Source organism: Rhizomonospora bruguierae, from assembly GCF_018397995.1.
Lineage (GTDB): Bacteria > Actinomycetota > Actinomycetes > Mycobacteriales > Micromonosporaceae > Rhizomonospora > Rhizomonospora bruguierae.
This window is the reverse complement of the sequence record NZ_BBQH01000011.1, coordinates 214,384-232,143: the sequence shown is the minus strand read 5'-3', so window position 1 is coordinate 232,143 and position 17,760 is coordinate 214,384. Positions and strand designations below refer to the sequence as shown.

The window sequence follows — 17,760 nt, the reverse complement described above, 5'->3', positions numbered from 1 at the left end:
CACGCACTGGGCTTGCGGGCCGTTGCGACACTGGGCGCACCATTGCCGCACGGGGAGGTAGCGATGACTGACCAGCCGCCGACGGGCCAGCCGGGCCAGCCGCCTTTGCCGGCGCAGCCGTGGTCCGCCCAACCGTCAGCGGAGCCGGTCGTGGCCGCGCCGCCGGCTCAGGCCCTGGGTCCAGCACCGGGTCCGAACCCGTCGTACGGCCCACCACCGTATGCGCCCTACGCGTACCCGTTCCCGTATCCGGCGCCGTACAACACGTACTCGATTCTGGCGCTGGTGTTCGCCGTGGCGGTGTTCCCGCCGCTGGGCATCTACTTCGGACGCAAGGCGCGGCAGCAGATCGCGCAGACCGGCGAGCGGGGATCCGAGCTGGCCACCGTGGGAATCGTGGTCGGCTGGGTCTTCACGAGCATCTACGGCCTGTTCATCCTTCTCTGGTGCGGCATGGCGGCGACCATGTTCGCCTCCGTCCCGTGGACCGTCACCCGGTAGACACCGAGGCGCCGCCGGTACGGGGTGTACCGGCGGCGCCGTGGTGTGCCGGGTGGGCCATTCGCGGCGGCACCCGGCGCGCGATCAGGAGTTCGCGGCCTTCGAACTGGTCATCTGCTTGATCCACTCGGCCGCGGCCTGGGCCGGCGTGAGCTGGCCGAAGAGGACCTGGCTGTCGATGGTCTGGGTGATCCGGTTGACGTCGGTCGCCCAGGACGGCGGGACGAACGACGGCCCGAACCTGTCGTTGTTCTTGTCGATGAACGTGGCGGCCCGCTGGTCCTCCGGGCTGAGCAGCGGGGCGATCGCCGCCCGCACCTTGGGGTTGGACGGCAGGCCACGGTCGGCGAGGATGAGCTTGCCGGCCTCCTCGTCGTTGACGAGGAAGTCGACGAACAGGGCGGCCTGCCGCTGGTACTTCGAGCCGCCGTTGACGGTGTAGTACTGCGACGGCAGCAGCGACGTGCCCGGCTTGCCGTACTGCGACTCGCCCGGGATGCGCAGCAGCACGATGTCGTTGCCGGAGGCGGCGGCGTACGTGCCGACCTGGTTGGTGTAGCCGAAGAACATCGCGGAGCGGCCCTGGCCGAACAGGGTCTGCGGGGCCTCGACCGTCATGACCTGCTGAGTGAGGTCGGCGGGCGGCATGGCGCGGGCGGCGAGCAGATCCTTCTCCAGCTCCCACATCGTGGTCAGGGTCGCCTCGGTGACGGTGAGGTTGCCCTTGTCGTCGTAGAGCGGGGTCTGCTGCGCGGCGTAGGCGCCGATGTAGTCGTAGGAGCGCAGTTCGGCCCCGTAGGTGCCGGATGGCGCCTTGGTCGAGATCTCCTTGGCGAGGGCGGTGAACTGCTCCCAGGTCCAGGTGTCGTCGTTGGGCAGGGCGACGCCCAGCTTGTCGAACAGGGACTTGTTGGCCATCAGGGCGATGGCGTTGCCGCCCGTGGGCACACCGTAGATCTTGTTCTCGTAGGTGGAGGCCTGGAGGATCGACGTCGGGAAGACCTTGGTGTCGAGTTCGCCGCCCAGCGTGCCGAGGTCGGCGAGGTTGCCGTCCGCCGCGTAGCCCAGCACGTAGGCGCCGCCCATCGTGATCACGTCGGGGGCGTCGCTCGCCGCGAACTTGGTCGAGAGGTTCGCGAAGTAGTTCGCGAAGTCCTGCGGCTCGCCCTTGACGTGGATGAACGGGTACTTCTTCTCGAACAGGTCGATGACCTGCTGGGTGGTGGCGGCGCGTTCCGCGCTGCCCCACCACCAGAAGGTCAGCTCGACGCTGTCGGTGGGCAGGGGGCCGGCCCCTGGGGTCTCGTCATCGCCGCCGCCGCAGGCCGCGGCGAGCATCATGACGGCCGCGGCGGTCGCGGCGACCACCGCGCGCCTTCTGAAACCTTTCATTTTTCGGACCTTCCTTGTCCGTGAGCGAATCAGGTGGCCGGTACCGCTGGGCTGTCGAGTGGACGGGTCTTGCGTGGGTGGCCCGTGCGTGAAACCGCTTTCTCCTCCGTGCCGAGGGGATTGCCAAGTTAAGAGGAGGTTGCCTGTCTGTCAAGGTTGGTCAGCGGCGCCTCCCCGGGCCGGCCGCGGCCGGCCCGGTTCGGTCGGCGGACGGCGGTACCGGAGGGGGTCCCGTGGACTCGCGCCGCTGCAATCGTGGCTGGAAGATCACGTTGTGTGACGGAACCTCGCCCCGCATCAGCGCGTGCAGCCGCTTCCACGCCTCCGCGCCGAGCGGTCCATAGGGTACAGACACCGTGGTGAGGCGCGGCGCGATGTAGCTGACCATGGGGATGTCGTCGAAGCCGGCCACGGAGATGTCCGCCGGCACCGTGACGCCCTGGTCCGTCAGGGCGCTCATCAAGCCGACCGCGACCAGGTCGTTGTACGCCAGGACAGCCGTCGCGCCGGTCTCCCGGACGCGGCCCGCCCCCGCGTACCCGTCCGAGGACGAGGAGCCGGCGGCGATGTGGTCGACCCGCACGTTGCCGGCCCGCTCGGCGAAGGACCGGAGCCCCTCGACGCGGGACCGGTTGGAGGTGCTGGGCGCCGGGCCCTCCAGGTACGCGAAGTGCCGGTGCCCGAGGCCGTGCAGGTGCTCGGCGAGCTGCTGGATGCCGACGCCGTAGTCCACCGAGATCGACGGCGCGTCGAGCCGGGTGCTGCCGCGGTTGATGAGCAGCACGGGCCGCAGGACCGGCAGCAGCGCCCGCAACCGCTCGTCGGGCATGCGGGGCGCGCAGAGCACCAGCCCGTCGCAGCCGCGGCGGGTCTCGACCGCGAGCACCGCCTCCTCCTCCGGATCCTCGGCGGAGTCGGCGACCAGCACCCGGTAGCCGTCCGCGGCGGCGCTCTTGGAGAGGCTGCTCAGCATCGCCTGGAACGTGGGGTTCGCGATGTCGGGCACGACGAACGCGACGGTGCGGGTCTCGCCCAGCGCGAGGCTGCGCGCCAGCGGGCTGGGCGAGTAGTGGAGTTCCTCCGCCGCCCGACGCACCCGGTCGGCGACCTCGGGGGCGCCGGCGAACCGGCCGTTCATCACCCGGGACACCGTCGCGGGCGAGACCTCGGCGCGGCGCGCCACCTCCGCGATCGTGACGGCCCGCTGCCTGCCGTTCCTCATCCTTTTCGCTCCCGCGCTGCCGTGGCACCATGCCGCCGGATCGCCGGCGGCGGACCGATTGACCCCCCGGAGCGGGGTCGGTTAGCATCCCCGCCGAGAAACCGCTTTCACGCTACACGGCCTCGTGACCCGAGCAGTCGGACGCGAAGCGTCGAGGGGAGGGAGCCGGGAATGAGCGCTCTGGGGGAGCTGCGGACGCTCGCCCGCGGCCGGCCGAAGGGCCCGCCCGGACTCAGGAGCCGCAAGCCGCGCAACGAGTGGGTCGGCTACCTGTTCCTCACCCCGTGGATGGTCGGCATCCTCGGCATCACGGTCATCCCGATGCTGGCGTCGCTCTACCTGTCCTTCACCGACTACCGCCTGACCCGCCGCCGCAGCCCGCGATTCATCGGCTTGGACAACTACGAGCGGATGTTCACCGACGCGAACTGGCTCGACGCGGTCGGCGTGACGCTGCGGTACGTGGTGTTCTCGGTGCCCCTGCAACTCGCCGTGGCGCTGGGCCTGGCGCTGCTGCTGGACCGCGGCCTGCGCGGCCTTCCGTTCTACCGGTCGGTGTTCTACCTGCCCTCGCTGCTCGGCGGCTCGGTCGCGGTGGCGATCCTGTGGAAGCAGGTCTTCGGCTACGAGGGCCTCTTCAACGCGTTCACCGGGCTGTTCGGCGTCGCGCCCAAGGGCTGGGTCTCCAGTCCCGACACCGCACTGTGGACGCTCATCCTGCTGCACATCTGGACCTTCGGCGCACCGATGATCATCTTCCTGGCCGGGCTGCGGCAGATTCCACGGATGTACTACGAGGCGGCCGAGGTGGACGGTGCCGGCCGGTGGCGGCAGTTCCGCTCCATCACGCTGCCGCTGCTGAGCCCGATCATCTTCTTCAACCTGGTGCTCCAGGTGATCGGCGCCTTCCAGTCGTTCACGCAGGCGTACGTCATCTCGGGCGGTGCGGGCCTGCCGGCGAACTCGACCCTGTTCTACTCGCTGTACCTCTACCAGCAGGGGTTCGGCTCCTTCCAGATGGGCTACGCGTCGGCGATGGCCTGGGTGCTGCTGCTGACGATCGCGGCGGTGACCGGGCTGTTCTTCGCCACCTCCCGGTTCTGGGTCTTCTACGAGGACTGAGGCGACCGATGACTCTCCCACCCGCGGCTCCGCCCGCACCACCGGTGACCGATCCGCCGGCGCCGCAGACGCCCGGCCCGCCCCGACCACCGGCCCGGCGGCGCCGCCACCGCGGCACCGTGCGCGCCGTCCTCAAGCACGTCTGGCTCATCGCGCTCGCTATGACGATGATCTATCCGTTGATCTGGCTCGTGGTCAGCTCGTTCAAGCCGACCGACACCATCTTCCGGAACATGAGCATCATCCCGGACGAGGTGACGCTCGCGAACTACACCAACGGCTGGCACGCCTTCGCCGACCCGTTCAGCACCTTCCTGTGGAACTCGGTGTTCATCGCGTTCTGGGCGATCGTCGGCAACCTGCTCACCTGCTCGCTGGCCGCCTACGGCTTCGCCCGGACGCGGTTTCGCGGGCGCGGCATCATGTTCGCGGTCATGCTGCTCACGCTCATGCTGCCGTTCCAGGTGACCGTGGTGCCGCAGTACATCGTGTTCAAGGAGCTCGGCTGGGTCAACACGGTCCTTCCGCTGATCGTGCCGAAGTTCCTCGCCACGGACGCCTTCTTCGTCTTCCTCATGGTGCAGTTCATCCGGGGCCTGCCGCGCGAACTCGACGAGGCGGCCCGCATCGACGGCGCCGGCCACTTCCGCACCTACTACCGCATCATCCTGCCGCTCATGACCCCGGCGCTCGCGGCCACGGCGATCTTCACCTTCATCTGGACGTGGAACGACTTCTTCACCCAGTTGCTCTACCTGACCAGCCTGGACAAGAAGACCGCCGCCGTCGCGCTGAACATGTACCTCGACGCCTCGAGCACCTCCGACTACGGCGCGATGTTCGCCATGTCGGTGATCTCGTTGGCGCCCCTGTTCTTCGTCTTCCTGTTCGGCCAGCGGTGGCTCATCCGGGGCATCGCGACGACCGGCATCAAATGACCCGCCGCGCCGGCCGGCAGGTACCCGGCAAAGGAGTCCGCAATGGATAGTCCCACCCTCTCCTGGCTGCGCGTCGACGGCGACCGGCTGCGCGACGAGGCCGGCGCGGTCGTCCGGCTGACCGGCTTCGGCCTGGGCGGCTGGCTGAACATGGAGAACTTCATCACCGGCTACCCGGGCAACGAGCAGAACATCCGGCGGGTGATGTTCGAGGCGATGGGGGAGGAGGCTTACCGCGCCTTCTTCGACGAGTTCCTCGAGGGCTTCTTCACCGACGCCGACGCCGCGCTGCTGGCCGGCATCGGACTCAACTCGGTGCGCATCCCGGTGAACTACCGCCACTTCGAGGACGACGCGGCGCCCTTCGCGCTGAAGGAGGAGGGGTTCGCCCACCTCGACCGGGTGATCACGACGCTCGCCCGGCACGGCCTCTACTCGGTCATCGACCTGCACGCGCTGCCCGGCCGGCAGAACGAGCACTGGCACAGCGACAACGCCACGCACATCGCGGAATTCTGGGCGCAGCGCCACTTCCAGGACCGGGTCGTGCACCTGTGGGAGGCGCTGGCCGACCGGTACCGCAACCGGCCGGAGGTGGCCGGCTACAACCCGATCAACGAGCCCTCCGACCGCACGGGCCGGGTCCTGCCCGCCTTCTACGACCGGCTGGAGAAGGCGATCCGGGCCATCGACCCGCGCCACATCCTGTTCCTGGACGGCAACCGCTACTCCAGTGACTTCTCGGTCTTCGAAGGGTCCGACCCCCTGCCCAACACCGTCTACACCGCACACGACTACGCCCTGCCCGGCATCGCCGGGGACGCCACCGACTACCCGGGCACCGTGCGCGGCGAGTACTTCGACCGGTCGGTGGTCGAGCGGGCCTTCCTGCGCCGCACGACGTTCATGCGCGAGACCGGCACACCGATCTGGATCGGTGAGTTCGGCCCGGTCCACCCGCGGGAGCAGGAGTGGCGGTACCGCCTGCTGCGCGACCAGCTCGACATCTACCGCGACCACGGCGCCAGCTGGGCACTGTGGACCTACAAGGACATCGGGTTGCAGGGCATCGCCTACGCCAGCCCGGACAGCGGCTACCTGCGCCACGTCAAGCCGATCCTCGACACCAAGGCGCGGCTCGGCGTCGACGCGTGGGCCGGGCGGGACGACAACGTGCGGGACATCCTGGACCCCATCGAGGCGCTCTTCGACCGCGAGTTCCCCGAGTACCAGCCGTGGCCGTGGGGGCGCCGGCAGCACATCGCCCTGCTGGTGCGGCACATCCTGCTGGCCGAGCCGCTGGCCGAGCGGTACGGCGAGCTGTTCCGCGGCGTGCCGCCCGAGCAGGCACGGGAGCTCGCCGCGTCGTTCCGGTTCGAGAACTGCGTCCTGCGCGACGGCCTGGTCGAGACGCTGCGCGCGCACCTGGCCGCCGAGCACGCCGGCGAGCAGGCCACCGAGCAGCCGGACCGGTGAGCGGGGCCGACGGGACCGTGGACATCCTGCTGGCGAGGCTGCGGGCCAGCGACCCGCTCTCCCGCGTCGCGCTGCCGGTCGGGTCGCCGGGGGTCGCCGCGCTGGAGCAGGTCGCCGCCCAGGGCGTGCGGATGGCGGCGACCGGCGGCCCGCTCGAGGAGGTCTGGCACCGCGGGCTGCACGAGCTGGTCGCGGCCTGCGTCCAGCCCGGGCCCGGCGGTGCCGGCGTGCTGCGCGAGGGCGGCGCCTACCGCGGCACCTGGCTGGAGAGCACGGGCACGATCAGCGCCGAGGTGCTGGGCCGGTTCCTGCCGGCGGTGGCGACCGGGACGTTCCTGCTCTTCGCACACGGCATCCGCGAGGACGGGCTGCTGCCCTACCGGGTGAACGACGCGGGCCCGGCGTACCGGCAGATCCAGATCGTCACCCCCCTCGCCCGGTCGGTCTGGAACCACCACACCCTCACCGGCGGGGATCCGGCGGTGCTGCGCACGCTCTACGACGCCATGGCCCGCAACGACGACTGGCTCGCGCGGCACCGCGACACCCGCGGCACCGGCTGCGTCGAGGCGTTCTGCACCTTCGACACGGGCCACGACGCCTCGCCGCGCTTCTGGCACATGCCGGACACCACGCACGGCGACGACCCCACCCGGTACCACCCGGACTCACCGCTCCTGCCGCTGCTCGCCCCCGACCTGACGGCCAACGTGGCGTGCCAGCGCGCCTACCTCGCCCGCATCGCCGCGGCGCTCGGCGAGGACCCGGCGCCGTGGGCGGAGAAGGCCGCGCGCAGCACCGCCGCCCTCTTCGAGCACTGCTACGACCCCGCGGACGGCATGTTCTACGACCGCGACCGGCACGGCGAACTCGTGCGCGTGCAGTCCGATGTGCTGCTGCGCGTGCTCGCCTGCGAGATCGACGACGGTGTCGGCGGCGGCGGTGACGGCGGTGCCCGCGGTGGCGGTGTCGACGACGGTGTCGGCGGCGGCGGTGACGGCGCTGCCCGCGGGGAGGCGTTCTTCGCCGGGGCGCTGCGCCGCTACCTGCTCAACACCCGCAAGTTCTTCGCCCGCTACCCCTTCACCTCGATCGCGCTGGACGACCCGCGCTTCTCGCACGACTTCTCCCGCAACTCGTGGGCCGGCCCCACGAACTTCCTCAGCCTGATCCGGGCGCCGCACGCCTTCGAGCACCACGGCCACCACGTCGAGCTGACCTGGGCGACGATTCCGGTGCTGGCGGCGGTGAGCCGGATGACCCGGTTCCCGCAGACGCTCAACTCCTGGACCGGCGAGCAGGGCTTCACCGAGCAGTACTCGCCCGCGATCCTGTGGACCCTCGACGCGGTCGAACGCCTCGCCGGGGTGCTGCCCCGCCCGGACGGCGAGGTGTGGTTCACCGCCCTGCTCCCGTCCAACATGGACTACACCGGCGTCGCCGACGCCGTGGCCTACGCCAGGCGGGTGAACGCGTCGACGTACGAGTTCGTGCACGACGCGACGCGGGCCGTGCTCTACCGCAACGGCCGCGAACACGCGCGCTTCCCGCACGGCTGGCGCCTCGTAACCGACCGGTCCGGGAGGCTACGCGCGGTCGTCGGCATGTCCGCCCGCACGGTCGCGGGCACCCTCACCACCGAGGACTACCGCGTCGACCTGACGGTCGCGGGCAACGAACGGATCGAACTGGACGACGCTGGGGGCGTCGTGACCCGCACGGCGGTCGGGGTGGTACGCCCGACCAGCTGACGAGCCGACACCGCCGCACCCGTGCGCCCTCGCCGAAGCGGCGTCGCCCGGCGGTAACGCTACGAGTCCGTCATCGCATCGGGGCGAGGTCATCCTCGCGGCGGTAGCGGCCGATCTCGATCCTGGTGGCCAGCCCGTCTCGCACGCCGAACCGGATCGCCGCCAGGGGATGGCCCCCGGGCGCGATGACGGCGCCCACCGCCCGTTGACGACCAGCGGAACACGGCGTACACCCGCTGCGGCGGCAGCGACCGCAGTCGCGCGGCGATCAACCGCCCCCTCCACCGCACGCTGCTCCGCGCCGGCGGCCGACGCGGTGCGCAGCAGGTTCGTCACGAGACCGCGAGACCGCGAGACGGCAGGGGTGGCTGTACGCGTTCCGCACCCGCGCCACGGTCGACTGGGCGGCAACCGGGCCGGCCTCTGCTATTGACAGGCCAGAAACGCTGGTGAAACATGGGGCAACCGGTTGCAGCAACCGATTGCTGCAACCGGTGGCCGAGGAGGTGATGCCGGATGACCAGGTCCGGTTCCGTCGAGCCCGCGCGGCTGACCATCTACGACGTCGCGCGGCACGCCGGGGTTTCCTCCTCGACGGTGAGCCGGGTGCTGGCGGGTCGGGGCACGGTCTCCGAGGCGACCCGGCAGCGGGTCCTGGGCGTGGCGCGCGAGCTGGGCTACCGGCCGAATCATGTGGCGCGCAGCCTCGCCCGGCAGGACAGCGACGCGGTGGCCGTGCTGCTGCCGGACATCGCCAACCCGTTCTTCCCGAGTCTGGTGAAGGCGCTGCAGGACGAGGCGCAGCACCGCGGGTACACGGTCATCCTCGGCAGCACCGGCGACGACCCGGACAACGAGCGCCGGTACCTGGACACGATGCTCTCCCGGCAGGTGCGCCACGTGTTCGTGGTGGGCCTGAGCCTGCCGAAGGCGGAGGTCGAGGAGTACGCCAGGGCGGGCCTGACCTTCATCGGGCTGGACCGCGGCGTCGCCGGCGGCAACGGCTACCTGGTGCAGTCGGACAACCGCGCCGGCGCCAAGCTGGCCACCCGGCACCTCATCGAGCTGGGGCACCGGCGGATCGCGCACATCGCCGGCCCGCCGGGCATCTCGGTCAGCCGGGAGCGCCGGCGCGGCTTCCTGGAAGCGATGGCCGAGGCCGGCCTGCCGGTGGACGAGCGGCTGATCGTGACCAGCCCGTTCACCGAGGAGGGCGGTGCGGCCGCCTTCGTCGAGCTTGCCGGGCGGTCACCGGGGTACACGGCGATCTTCTCGGCGAACGACCTGATCGCGATCGGCGCGCTGTTCGCGGCGCACGAGTCCGGGCTGTCCGTGCCCGAGGACTTCTCCCTGGTCGGCTTCGACGACGTGTCCCTGACCCGGTACACCTCGCCGCAGCTGACCACCGTCCGGCAGGACGTCGCCCGGATGGCCCGGGCCGGCGTCCAGTTCATCCAGGCCGACCGGCCGGCGCCCCGGCGCCGCACGGTCACGCTGCCGGTCTCGCTGGAGGTCCGGCAGTCCACCACCAGTCCCACCGGCCGGCACCACGAACGGCCCTAGCAACCAGGAGGAGCATCCGTGGAACGGATGATCATCGACACCGACATCGGCACCTACTATGACGACGCGTTCGCCGTCCTGCTGGCGGTCAACTCACCGGAGGTGAAGCTGGAGGGCGTCACCACGGTCTACGGCGACACCAAGCTGCGCGCCGAGATCGCCTGTAAAATCCTGGAGTTCGTCGGCGCCCCCGAGGTACCGGTCTACGCCGGGATCGGCGACCCGCTCGGCGAGGCGGAGGCCCTCATGTTCGGCTTCGAGGGCGAGGGCGTCTTCGACGACGGCCGGCCCACGAAGCAGCCGGAGGCGGAGGGCGCCGTCGAGTTCATGGTGCGTCTGGTCCGGGAGAACCCGGGCGAGATCACCATCTGCACGCTCGGCGCGGTGAGCAACGTCGCCGCGGCGATCCGGCAGGACCCGGACTTCGTCAAGAACCTCAAGCACCTGATCATCATGGGCGGCGTCATCGTCCCGATCGTGGACGAGAAGGGCGTCACCCGGTCGCCGGTCGAGGAGTACAACCTCAACAACGACCCGGTGGCCGCGAAGATCGTGTTCGAGTCGGGGGCGAACATCACCCTCGTCCCGATCGACGTCACGCTGCGGGTGCCGATGACCCAGGCGCAGATCGAGTCGATGAGCACGGCGACCAGCAAGTCCGGCCAGATGGTGGACCGGATCCTCAAGCCGTGGCCGGAGCAGGAGCGGCTGATCTACCTCAGCGTCGGCATCCCGACCGAGCACACCGGCATCTGGCTGCACGACCCGCTGACCATCGCCGTCGCCTACGACCCGAGCCTGGTCACCATCGCCCGGCTGCACGTGGCCGCCGAGTACGCCCCGACGGTGATCCTGCGGGACATGCTCATCCGCGACGACATCCTGCGGACCATTCCCAAGAAGAAGGCGGCCAACATGAACGTCGCCGTCGACGTGGATGCCGACCGGTTCACCGCCCTCTTCGCCGACCGCATCATCAACGGCGGCCACTAAACGATCAACACCACCGTGCGGCGGGCGACCCGTCCGCGCACGCACGACGGGCCCGGCCGGAGCGCAAGCGGGCTTGCTTGGCGGCTATACCCCGCGAGCGTTCCGGCCGAGCACCACACCCTGCTCTGGCGAGCTAGTGCCTGCTCATTTTAAGGACTCGCGATGACGCGACACATCAGTGGCCCGGAGTTGTCCCGGCGCCGATTCTTCGGTACGGCCGCGTTGGTCGGCGGTGGCCTGGCCGTGCCCGGCCTGCTTGCCGCCTGCGGCGACGCGGCCGGACCGGCCGCCGGCCCCGTCGAGGTACCCACCGGACCGGACGCCTTCAAGGGCGTCACCGTGCGGGTGGCGGTCGGCAGCTTCATGTCCACCGGAGTCAAGATCTTCAAGGACCAATGGGAAGCGCAGACCGGCGGCCGGGTCGAGATCGTCGAGATCCCCTTCGGCGACCTGTACTCCAAGCTGTTCCAGGCCTTCTCCTCCCGCACCGACGCGTACGACGTGGTCATCTACGCCGGTGGCTGGGTCTCCGGCTTCGCCAAGGCGAAGTTCATCCGGTCGCTGGAGGACCTGCACAAGCGCTACACGACCAACTGGGACAGCGTGCTGCCCACCGCGCAGAAGCTGACCTACTTCGGCGACGAGCGGTACACCGTCCCGCTCGACGGCGATGTGATCATCATGTACCACCGCAAGGACGCCTTCGAGAACCCGGTGGCGAAACAGCGGTTCAGGGCCGAGAAGGGCCGCGAGCTGACCGTGCCGGAGACCTGGGCCGAGTACGTGGAGTGCGCGAAGTTCTTCACCGGCTGGGACTGGGCCGGCAACGGCAAGCCCTGCTACGGCGTGCTGGAGGCGCTCAAGCCGAAGGACGTCGGTGCGTACATCTTCGCCGCGCACGCGGCCGGCTACGCGGCGCACCCGGACCACAAGGGGCGCCTGTTCTTCGACCCGGAGACGATGGAGCCCGAGGTCGGCAACCCCGGCTGGGTGCAGGCGCTGTCCGACTGGGTGGCGCTCAAGTCGGCCGGACCGTCGCAGATGGTCACCTACGGCGGCGGCGACCAGCGCGGCAACTTCGTCGCCGGCAACTACGCGCTGGCCATCGACTGGCCGGACATCGGCGTGCTGGCGCAGGACAAGAGCCAGTCGATCGTCCAGGACAAGATCGGCTACTCGATCATCCCCGGCTCGAAGCGGGTCTGGAACCCGGCGGGCCGGACGTGGGACGAGCGCGCCGAGGTCAGCCGGGCGCCGTACATGGGCTGGAGCGGCTGGCACGCCTCGGTCACGGCGACCACGAAGAACCCGGCGGCGGCGTGGAGCCTAGCCAGCTTCCTGGACACCACCGAGAACGCGCTCAAGGCGGTCACCACGCCGGGTACCGCGCGCGGCCCCTACCGCACGGACCACTTCGAGCCGGGCAAGTGGACCGGCGGCGAGGTCAACTTCGTCGGCGCCGACGAGTACCTCAAGGCGCAGCTGGACTCCTTCCGGCACCCGAACGTGCAGTTCGACCTGCGCATCCCGGAGGCCGGCCGGTACACCGAGGCGCTGGACACCGCCGCGCAGCTGGCGCTGTCCGGGCAGCGGACGCCGGAGCAGGCGCTGAAGCAGTGCGCCGACGAGTGGAAGTCGATCACGGACCAGATCGGCAAGGACTCGCAGCACGAGCTCTACCGCAAGCTGCAGACGGAGGCGTGATGGCGGTCCCGCAGCAGCGGGCCGCGCGGGGACAGTGGTACAAGCACCTGCTGCTGTCCCCGCCGCTCGCCTTCTTCGCCGCCTTCGCGATCTTCCCGCTGGTCTTCACGATCTACGTGAGCCTCAGCAACTGGTCGATCACGGGCGAGCACAGCTTCGTCGGCTTCGCCAACTACGCGAACATCCTCGGCAGCGAGACGTTCCGGCAGAGCTTCCTCAACACGGTGATCTTCGCCGTCGTGACGGTCCTGTTCCAGTACGCGCTGGGCCTGGCCCTGGCCGTGCTGGTCTACCGGACCACCCGGGGACAAAGCGTGCTGCGGCTGCTGCTGCTGGTACCGATGATGTTCACGCCGGTCGTGGTCGGCTTCGTCTGGAAGACCATGTTCGACCCCAGTTACGGGCCGATCAGCTGGCTGTTCGACACGGTCGGCCTGCCCGCGGTCCCGTGGTTCAGCGAGCAGCTGCCGGCCATGGCGGCGATCGTCACCGCGGATGTCTGGCAGTGGACGCCGTTCATGTTCCTCATCCTGTTCGCGGCCCTGCGGTCGCTGCCCACCGCTCCGCTGGAGGCGGCCATGGTCGACGGTGCCTCGGGCTGGCGGCTGTTCATCGACCACATGATGCCGATGCTGCTGCCCGCGTCGATGACCGCGATCCTGCTGCGGGCCATCGAGGCGTTCAAGCTGTTCGACGTCGTGTACCTGATGACCGGCGGCGGGCCGGGTGTGAAGACCTCGACGGTTAGCCTGGCGGCCTACTTCACCGGCCTGCGCAGCGGTGACCTTGGTACGGCCGCGGCGATGACGACGATCCTGCTGATCGTTGTACTGATCGTCACGATGATCCTGCTGCGGCTGCTGATCTGGGCGGGGCGGCGGCGCCGACGCGCCGATGACGCGGCCGCGCTCCAGGTGGACCGGAACGACCCGGCGCTCGGGGACGCGGTCGAGCCGCCGGTCAGTGCGGGGGTGCGGTGATGGGTGCCAAGGGTTGGGGCCGCCGTTCGGTCCTGTTCCTCTGGATGCTGTTCGCCCTGTTCCCCGTCTACTGGACGCTGATCACGGCGTTCAAGCAGCAGGTGGACATCTACGACGGTCCGAAGTTCCTGCCGTTCGTCGACTTCACCCCCACCCCGCAGGCGTGGACGACGCTGTTCGGCGGCGGCGGCGACTTCCTGGGCAAGTTCTGGAACAGCATCCTGTTCTCCGGGGTCAGCTCGCTGCTTGCCGTGGTGCTGGGCGGCTTCGCCGCCTACGGGCTGGCGCGGTACCGGTACAAATACGGGCCGTACCGCAACGACGACCTGTCGTTCCTGATCGTGTCGCAGCGCATCATGCCGCCGATCGTGTCGGTGCTCGCGCTGTACGTCGTCTTCGTGAACCTGCGGCTGCTGGACACCGCGGCCGGCATGATCCTCGCGTACACCGCGATGAACCTGCCGCTCACGGTGTACTTGCTGCGCACGTTCTTCGAGGCGATCCCGGTCGAGGTTGAACACGCCGCCGCACTAGACGGGTACCCCCGGTCGCAGCGCCTGCTGCGGATCGTGTTCCCGCTGGCCGCACCGGGCCTGGCCGCGGCGTTCCTGCTGTCGTTCTTCTTCGCCTGGAACGACTTCCTGTTCGCGCTGATGCTGACGTTCAACAACGCGCAGACGCTCCCGCTTTACATCACCTCGCTCAACGCCCAGTCCCAGCCGCTGTGGTGGCTGATCTCGGCGGTCGGGCTCGTCGCGCTGATCCCGCCGGCCATCGTGACCGTGGTGCTGGACCGGTTCATGTCGCGTCAGGTCCTGATCGGAGGAATGCGCTGATGGAGGCGCTCACCATCACCGGGGTGACCAAGGGCTTCGGCGGCCCGCGGCCGGCCCTGTCCGACCTCAGCTTCACCCTGGCCGCCGGCCAGTTCGGTGTCCTGCTCGGCCCGTCCGGCGCCGGCAAGTCCACCGCGTTGAACGTCGTCGCCGGCCTGCTCACGCCGGACGCGGGCGAGGTGACGCTTGGCGGGTCCAGCCTGCACGACGTGCCGCCGGAGCGCCGGGACATCGCGATGGTCTTCGAGAACTACGCGCTCTACCCGCACTACAGCGTGCGGAAGAACCTGGAGTTCCCGCTGAAGGCGCCGGTGCGCCGGGGCAAGCTGACGAAGGCGCAGATCGCCGAGCGGGTCCGGCAGGTGGCCGACACACTGCGGATCGGTCACCTGCTGGACAGGCTGCCCTCGCAGCTCTCCGGCGGCCAGCGGCAGCGGGTCTCGCTCGGCCGGGCGCTGGTTCGCCGGCCACGGCTGCTGCTGCTGGACGAGCCGATCACCCACCTGGACGCCAAGCTGCGCCACGAGATGCGCACCGAGCTGAAGCGCATCCAGCGGGAACTGGGTGTCACCACGCTCTACGCCACCCCCGACCAGGGCGACGCCCTGGCCCTGGCGGACGTCGTCGTGGTCCTCGACTCGGGCCGGGCGCACCAGATCGGTTCGGCGCAGGACGTGTACGAGCGGCCGGCCGACGTGACCGTCGCCCGGTTCCTCGGCGACCCGCGGATGAACCTGCTCCAGGGCACCGGCTCAGCGGGTTCGGTGAGCGTGCTCGGCACGACCGTCGAGCTGCCCGGCGCGCCGGACGGACCGGTCCTGCTCGGCGTGCGCCCCAACCACGTGCGGTTCAGCGCCGAGCCGGTCGACGGTGGCGCGGCCGGCCGCGTGCTGCTCGCGCAGACGCTCGGCTACGTCGACGTCGTCTACGTGGACGTGGCGGGCACGACGGTCCGCGCAATCGTGCCGGCCGGCACCGGCGCGCATCCGGGAACCCCCGCCTGGGTGCGGGTGCCGGCCCGGCACGTGTACCTGTTCGAGCCGGACACCGGCCAGGCGCTGCGGCAGATGGAGGTGGCCTGATGGCCCGGGTCAGCCTGCGGGACGTGACCAAGCGGTACGGCGGCAGCAAGGCGGACGCGGTCAAGGGGATCAGCTTCGACATCGCCGACGGCGAGTTGCTGGTCATCCTCGGGCCGTCCGGCTGCGGCAAGACCTCGACGCTGCGGATGATCGCTGGCCTGGAGGGGATCACCTCCGGGACGATCAGCTTCGACGGCCGGGCGGTCAACGCGGTGCCGCCGGCGCGGCGCAACGTGGCGATGGCGTTCGAGAACTACGGCCTGTACGAGCACTGGACGGTCTTCGACAACATCGCCTACCCGCTGCGCCTGCGCGGTCGGCCGGCCGACGAGATCCGGCGCAAGGTGCGCGGGGTGGCCGAGCAGTTGCAGATCACCGATGTGCTGCGGATGCGCCCGGGCGACCTGTCGGGCGGCATGCGGCAGCGGATCGGGCTGGCCCGCGCCCTGGTCCGGGATCCGTCCGTGTTCCTGCTGGACGAGCCGATGTCTCACGTGGACGCGGACCTGCGCAACGAGCTGCGCGCGGAGATCAAGCGGATCCACCTGGAGGTGGGCTCCACGATGATCATCGTGACGCACGATCAGCTCGACGCGCTCACCATGGCCGACCGGATCCTGGTGATGAACGAGGGCCGCATCGAGCAACTGGACACCCCGGCGGCGGTGCACGAGCGACCGGCCACCGCGTTCGTCGCGGGCTTCATCGGCGAGCCGCCGATGAACCTGATCCCGGCGGCACCAGCGGGCGGCGCCCTCATCCTGGACGGCGGCGCCCAGATCGCGCTGCCGCCCGGACTGCGCGGCACCGTACCGGCCGGCGACCTCGTGCAGGTCGGCTTCCGGCCGCACCTGGTCCAGCTCGACGCCAATGCCGAGGACGGGCTGGTGCTGGACGCCACCGTTTACATGGTGGAGCCGCTCGGCGACCGCACGCTGCTGACCGCCCGGGCGGGCGATGTCCTGGTCAAGGTCGACCTGCCGGGGTCGCACCCGTACCCGGCGGACCGGCCGGTGCGGCTCGCCGTCCGGGCGGCCGACCTGCACGTGTTCGGCGCTGACGGCCAGCGGCTGGCGCCGGGCTCCCCCGCCGGCTCGGCGACGGGGACGGTGGCGGCATGACGGCTCGGCCGATGCCGGCGGGGGCGGGCACCGGCACGGTGGTCATCCTCGGCAGCATCAACATGGACATCGTCGTGTCGACGCCGCATATCCCGCGGCCCGGCGAGACCGTCCTCGGCGACGCCGCGCGATACCTACCCGGCGGCAAGGGTGCCAACCAGGCGGTGGCGGCGGGCCGGCTCAGCGCCGGTGAGGTGATCTTCATCGGCTGCACCGGTGATGACGACTTCGGCGCCCGGATGCGCGCCGGGCTGCGCAGCGCCAACGTCCGGGTCGAGCACGTGCGGACACTGTCCGACGCGCCGTCCGGGGTGGCGTTCGTGGCGGTCGACGCCCGCGGCGAGAACGTCATCGTGGTTTCCCCCGGCGCCAACGCCGAGCTGCGCCCGACGGACCTGGACGCGCAGGAGAACGTCATCGCCCAGGCCGGCATCGCCATCGCCCAACTGGAGACACCACTGCCCACGGTGCAGCGGTACGCCGAGTTGTGCCGGGCGCACGACGTGCCGCTGCTGCTCAACGCTGCGCCGTTCCAGCCGCTCTCCGGATCGTTGCTGACCCGCACGACGTACCTGGTGGTGAACCGAGCGGAGGCCACGGCGCTGACCGGGGTGCCGGCCGACGACCGGGCGGGCGCCCGCAAGGCCGCCGCCGAGGCCGCCGCGCTCGGCGTGCCGCACGTGGTCATCACGCTGGGCGCGGCGGGCTGCGTGGTGCTCACGGAGGGCCGGTACCTCGAGCTGGATGCGTTCCCGGTCGAGGTGGTCGACAGCACGGGCGCCGGCGACGCGTTCGTCGGCGGGCTCGGTGCCGCGCTCGCCCGCGGCGACCGGCTGGACGACGCGCTGCGCTTCGCCGCCGCCGCCGGTGCCCTGGCCTGCCGTCACCTCGGCGCGCAGCAGCACGGGATCAGCGCCGCGGACGTGTACGACCTGCTTGCCCGGCACCCGACGCACCGGACGGTCGCGTAGCGGCGGAAGGAGGTGGCGCGCGTCCACTGCTGTCCGCGTCACCTCGTCGCCGCCGGCGGTGTGCGAGGCGGTCGGGTGGCCGATTCGACGGAGGTCAGTACCTGGCGG

At 70.5% G+C, this 17,760-nt stretch carries 15 protein-coding genes; 13 read left to right on the top strand and 2 right to left on the bottom strand.

The window, feature by feature from the left end:
• The first annotated feature begins 174 nt into the window (after positions 1-174).
• Positions 175-501, top strand: a complete 327-nt coding sequence (locus KJS59_RS02990) for a DUF4190 domain-containing protein (protein ID WP_249713835.1) — start codon at positions 175-177, stop codon at positions 499-501.
• Between the two features lie 84 nt (positions 502-585).
• On the opposite strand, the gene KJS59_RS02985 is transcribed toward KJS59_RS02990, so the two are convergent.
• Positions 586-1,893, bottom strand: a complete 1,308-nt coding sequence (locus KJS59_RS02985) for an ABC transporter substrate-binding protein (protein ID WP_213450667.1) — start codon at positions 1,891-1,893, stop codon at positions 586-588.
• 160 nt (positions 1,894-2,053) lie between these two features.
• Positions 2,054-3,115 (bottom strand): LacI family DNA-binding transcriptional regulator, encoded by a 1,062-nt coding sequence (locus KJS59_RS02980; protein WP_213450666.1) that lies wholly within the window; start codon positions 3,113-3,115, stop codon positions 2,054-2,056.
• Positions 3,116-3,286: 171 nt separating this feature from the next.
• On the opposite strand from KJS59_RS02980, the gene KJS59_RS02975 reads away from it, so the two are divergent.
• From KJS59_RS02975 to KJS59_RS02920, 12 genes are all read left to right on the top strand, one after another.
• Positions 3,287-4,237, top strand: coding sequence for a carbohydrate ABC transporter permease (locus KJS59_RS02975; RefSeq protein WP_213450665.1), 951 nt, complete (start codon positions 3,287-3,289; stop codon positions 4,235-4,237).
• Positions 4,238-4,281: 44 nt separating this feature from the next.
• Positions 4,282-5,175: a carbohydrate ABC transporter permease gene (locus KJS59_RS02970; RefSeq protein WP_249713819.1), complete on the top strand. Its 894-nt coding sequence runs from the start codon at positions 4,282-4,284 to the stop codon at positions 5,173-5,175.
• Positions 5,176-5,217: 42 nt separating this feature from the next.
• Positions 5,218-6,651 (top strand): glycoside hydrolase family 5 protein, encoded by a 1,434-nt coding sequence (locus KJS59_RS02965; protein ID WP_213450663.1) that lies wholly within the window; start codon positions 5,218-5,220, stop codon positions 6,649-6,651.
• The gene (locus KJS59_RS02960; RefSeq protein ID WP_213450662.1) at positions 6,648-8,402 is read left to right on the top strand and encodes an MGH1-like glycoside hydrolase domain-containing protein; all 1,755 of its coding nucleotides are present in this window, start codon (positions 6,648-6,650) and stop codon (positions 8,400-8,402) included. Before KJS59_RS02965 ends, KJS59_RS02960 begins: the two co-directional genes overlap by 4 nt.
• Before the next feature lie 516 nt (positions 8,403-8,918).
• The gene (locus KJS59_RS02955) at positions 8,919-9,965 is read left to right on the top strand and encodes a LacI family DNA-binding transcriptional regulator (protein ID WP_213450661.1); all 1,047 of its coding nucleotides are present in this window, start codon (positions 8,919-8,921) and stop codon (positions 9,963-9,965) included.
• A gap of 27 nt (positions 9,966-9,992) precedes the next feature.
• Positions 9,993-10,958 (top strand): nucleoside hydrolase, encoded by a 966-nt coding sequence (locus tag KJS59_RS02950; protein WP_249713834.1) that lies wholly within the window; start codon positions 9,993-9,995, stop codon positions 10,956-10,958.
• Between the two features lie 162 nt (positions 10,959-11,120).
• Entirely contained in the window at positions 11,121-12,662 is a 1,542-nt protein-coding gene (locus tag KJS59_RS02945) for a sugar ABC transporter substrate-binding protein (protein ID WP_213450659.1), read from the top strand.
• Positions 12,662-13,642: a carbohydrate ABC transporter permease gene (locus KJS59_RS02940; protein ID WP_213450658.1), complete on the top strand. Its 981-nt coding sequence runs from the start codon at positions 12,662-12,664 to the stop codon at positions 13,640-13,642. The genes KJS59_RS02945 and KJS59_RS02940 overlap by 1 nt, the downstream gene beginning before the upstream one ends.
• Positions 13,642-14,478 carry a carbohydrate ABC transporter permease gene (locus KJS59_RS02935; RefSeq protein WP_213450657.1) on the top strand — a complete coding sequence of 279 codons (837 nt, stop codon included), beginning with the start codon at positions 13,642-13,644 and terminating at the stop codon, positions 14,476-14,478. Before KJS59_RS02940 ends, KJS59_RS02935 begins: the two co-directional genes overlap by 1 nt.
• Complete coding sequence (locus KJS59_RS02930; RefSeq protein WP_213450656.1) at positions 14,478-15,560, top strand: ABC transporter ATP-binding protein; 1,083 nt, start codon at positions 14,478-14,480, stop codon at positions 15,558-15,560. Before KJS59_RS02935 ends, KJS59_RS02930 begins: the two co-directional genes overlap by 1 nt.
• Positions 15,560-16,681 (top strand): ABC transporter ATP-binding protein, encoded by a 1,122-nt coding sequence (locus tag KJS59_RS02925; RefSeq protein ID WP_213450655.1) that lies wholly within the window; start codon positions 15,560-15,562, stop codon positions 16,679-16,681. Before KJS59_RS02930 ends, KJS59_RS02925 begins: the two co-directional genes overlap by 1 nt.
• A complete protein-coding gene (locus KJS59_RS02920; protein ID WP_213450654.1) occupies positions 16,678-17,652 on the top strand; it encodes a ribokinase in 975 nt (324 codons plus the stop codon). Before KJS59_RS02925 ends, KJS59_RS02920 begins: the two co-directional genes overlap by 4 nt.
• The last annotated feature ends 108 nt before the right edge of the window (positions 17,653-17,760 follow it).

Coding starts and splice junctions, on each gene's coding strand:
- KJS59_RS02985 (WP_213450667.1), bottom strand. CDS start 1,893: ATGAAAGGTTTCAGAAGGCGCGCGGTGGTCGCCGCGACCGCCGCGGCC.
- KJS59_RS02980 (WP_213450666.1), bottom strand. CDS start 3,115: ATGAGGAACGGCAGGCAGCGGGCCGTCACGATCGCGGAGGTGGCGCGC.
- KJS59_RS02975 (WP_213450665.1), top strand. CDS start 3,287: ATGAGCGCTCTGGGGGAGCTGCGGACGCTCGCCCGCGGCCGGCCGAAG.
- KJS59_RS02965 (WP_213450663.1), top strand. CDS start 5,218: ATGGATAGTCCCACCCTCTCCTGGCTGCGCGTCGACGGCGACCGGCTG.
- KJS59_RS02955 (WP_213450661.1), top strand. CDS start 8,919: ATGACCAGGTCCGGTTCCGTCGAGCCCGCGCGGCTGACCATCTACGAC.
- KJS59_RS02950 (WP_249713834.1), top strand. CDS start 9,993: ATGATCATCGACACCGACATCGGCACCTACTATGACGACGCGTTCGCC.
- KJS59_RS02945 (WP_213450659.1), top strand. CDS start 11,121: ATGACGCGACACATCAGTGGCCCGGAGTTGTCCCGGCGCCGATTCTTC.
- KJS59_RS02940 (WP_213450658.1), top strand. CDS start 12,662: ATGGCGGTCCCGCAGCAGCGGGCCGCGCGGGGACAGTGGTACAAGCAC.
- KJS59_RS02935 (WP_213450657.1), top strand. CDS start 13,642: ATGGGTGCCAAGGGTTGGGGCCGCCGTTCGGTCCTGTTCCTCTGGATG.
- KJS59_RS02930 (WP_213450656.1), top strand. CDS start 14,478: ATGGAGGCGCTCACCATCACCGGGGTGACCAAGGGCTTCGGCGGCCCG.
- KJS59_RS02925 (WP_213450655.1), top strand. CDS start 15,560: ATGGCCCGGGTCAGCCTGCGGGACGTGACCAAGCGGTACGGCGGCAGC.
- KJS59_RS02920 (WP_213450654.1), top strand. CDS start 16,678: ATGACGGCTCGGCCGATGCCGGCGGGGGCGGGCACCGGCACGGTGGTC.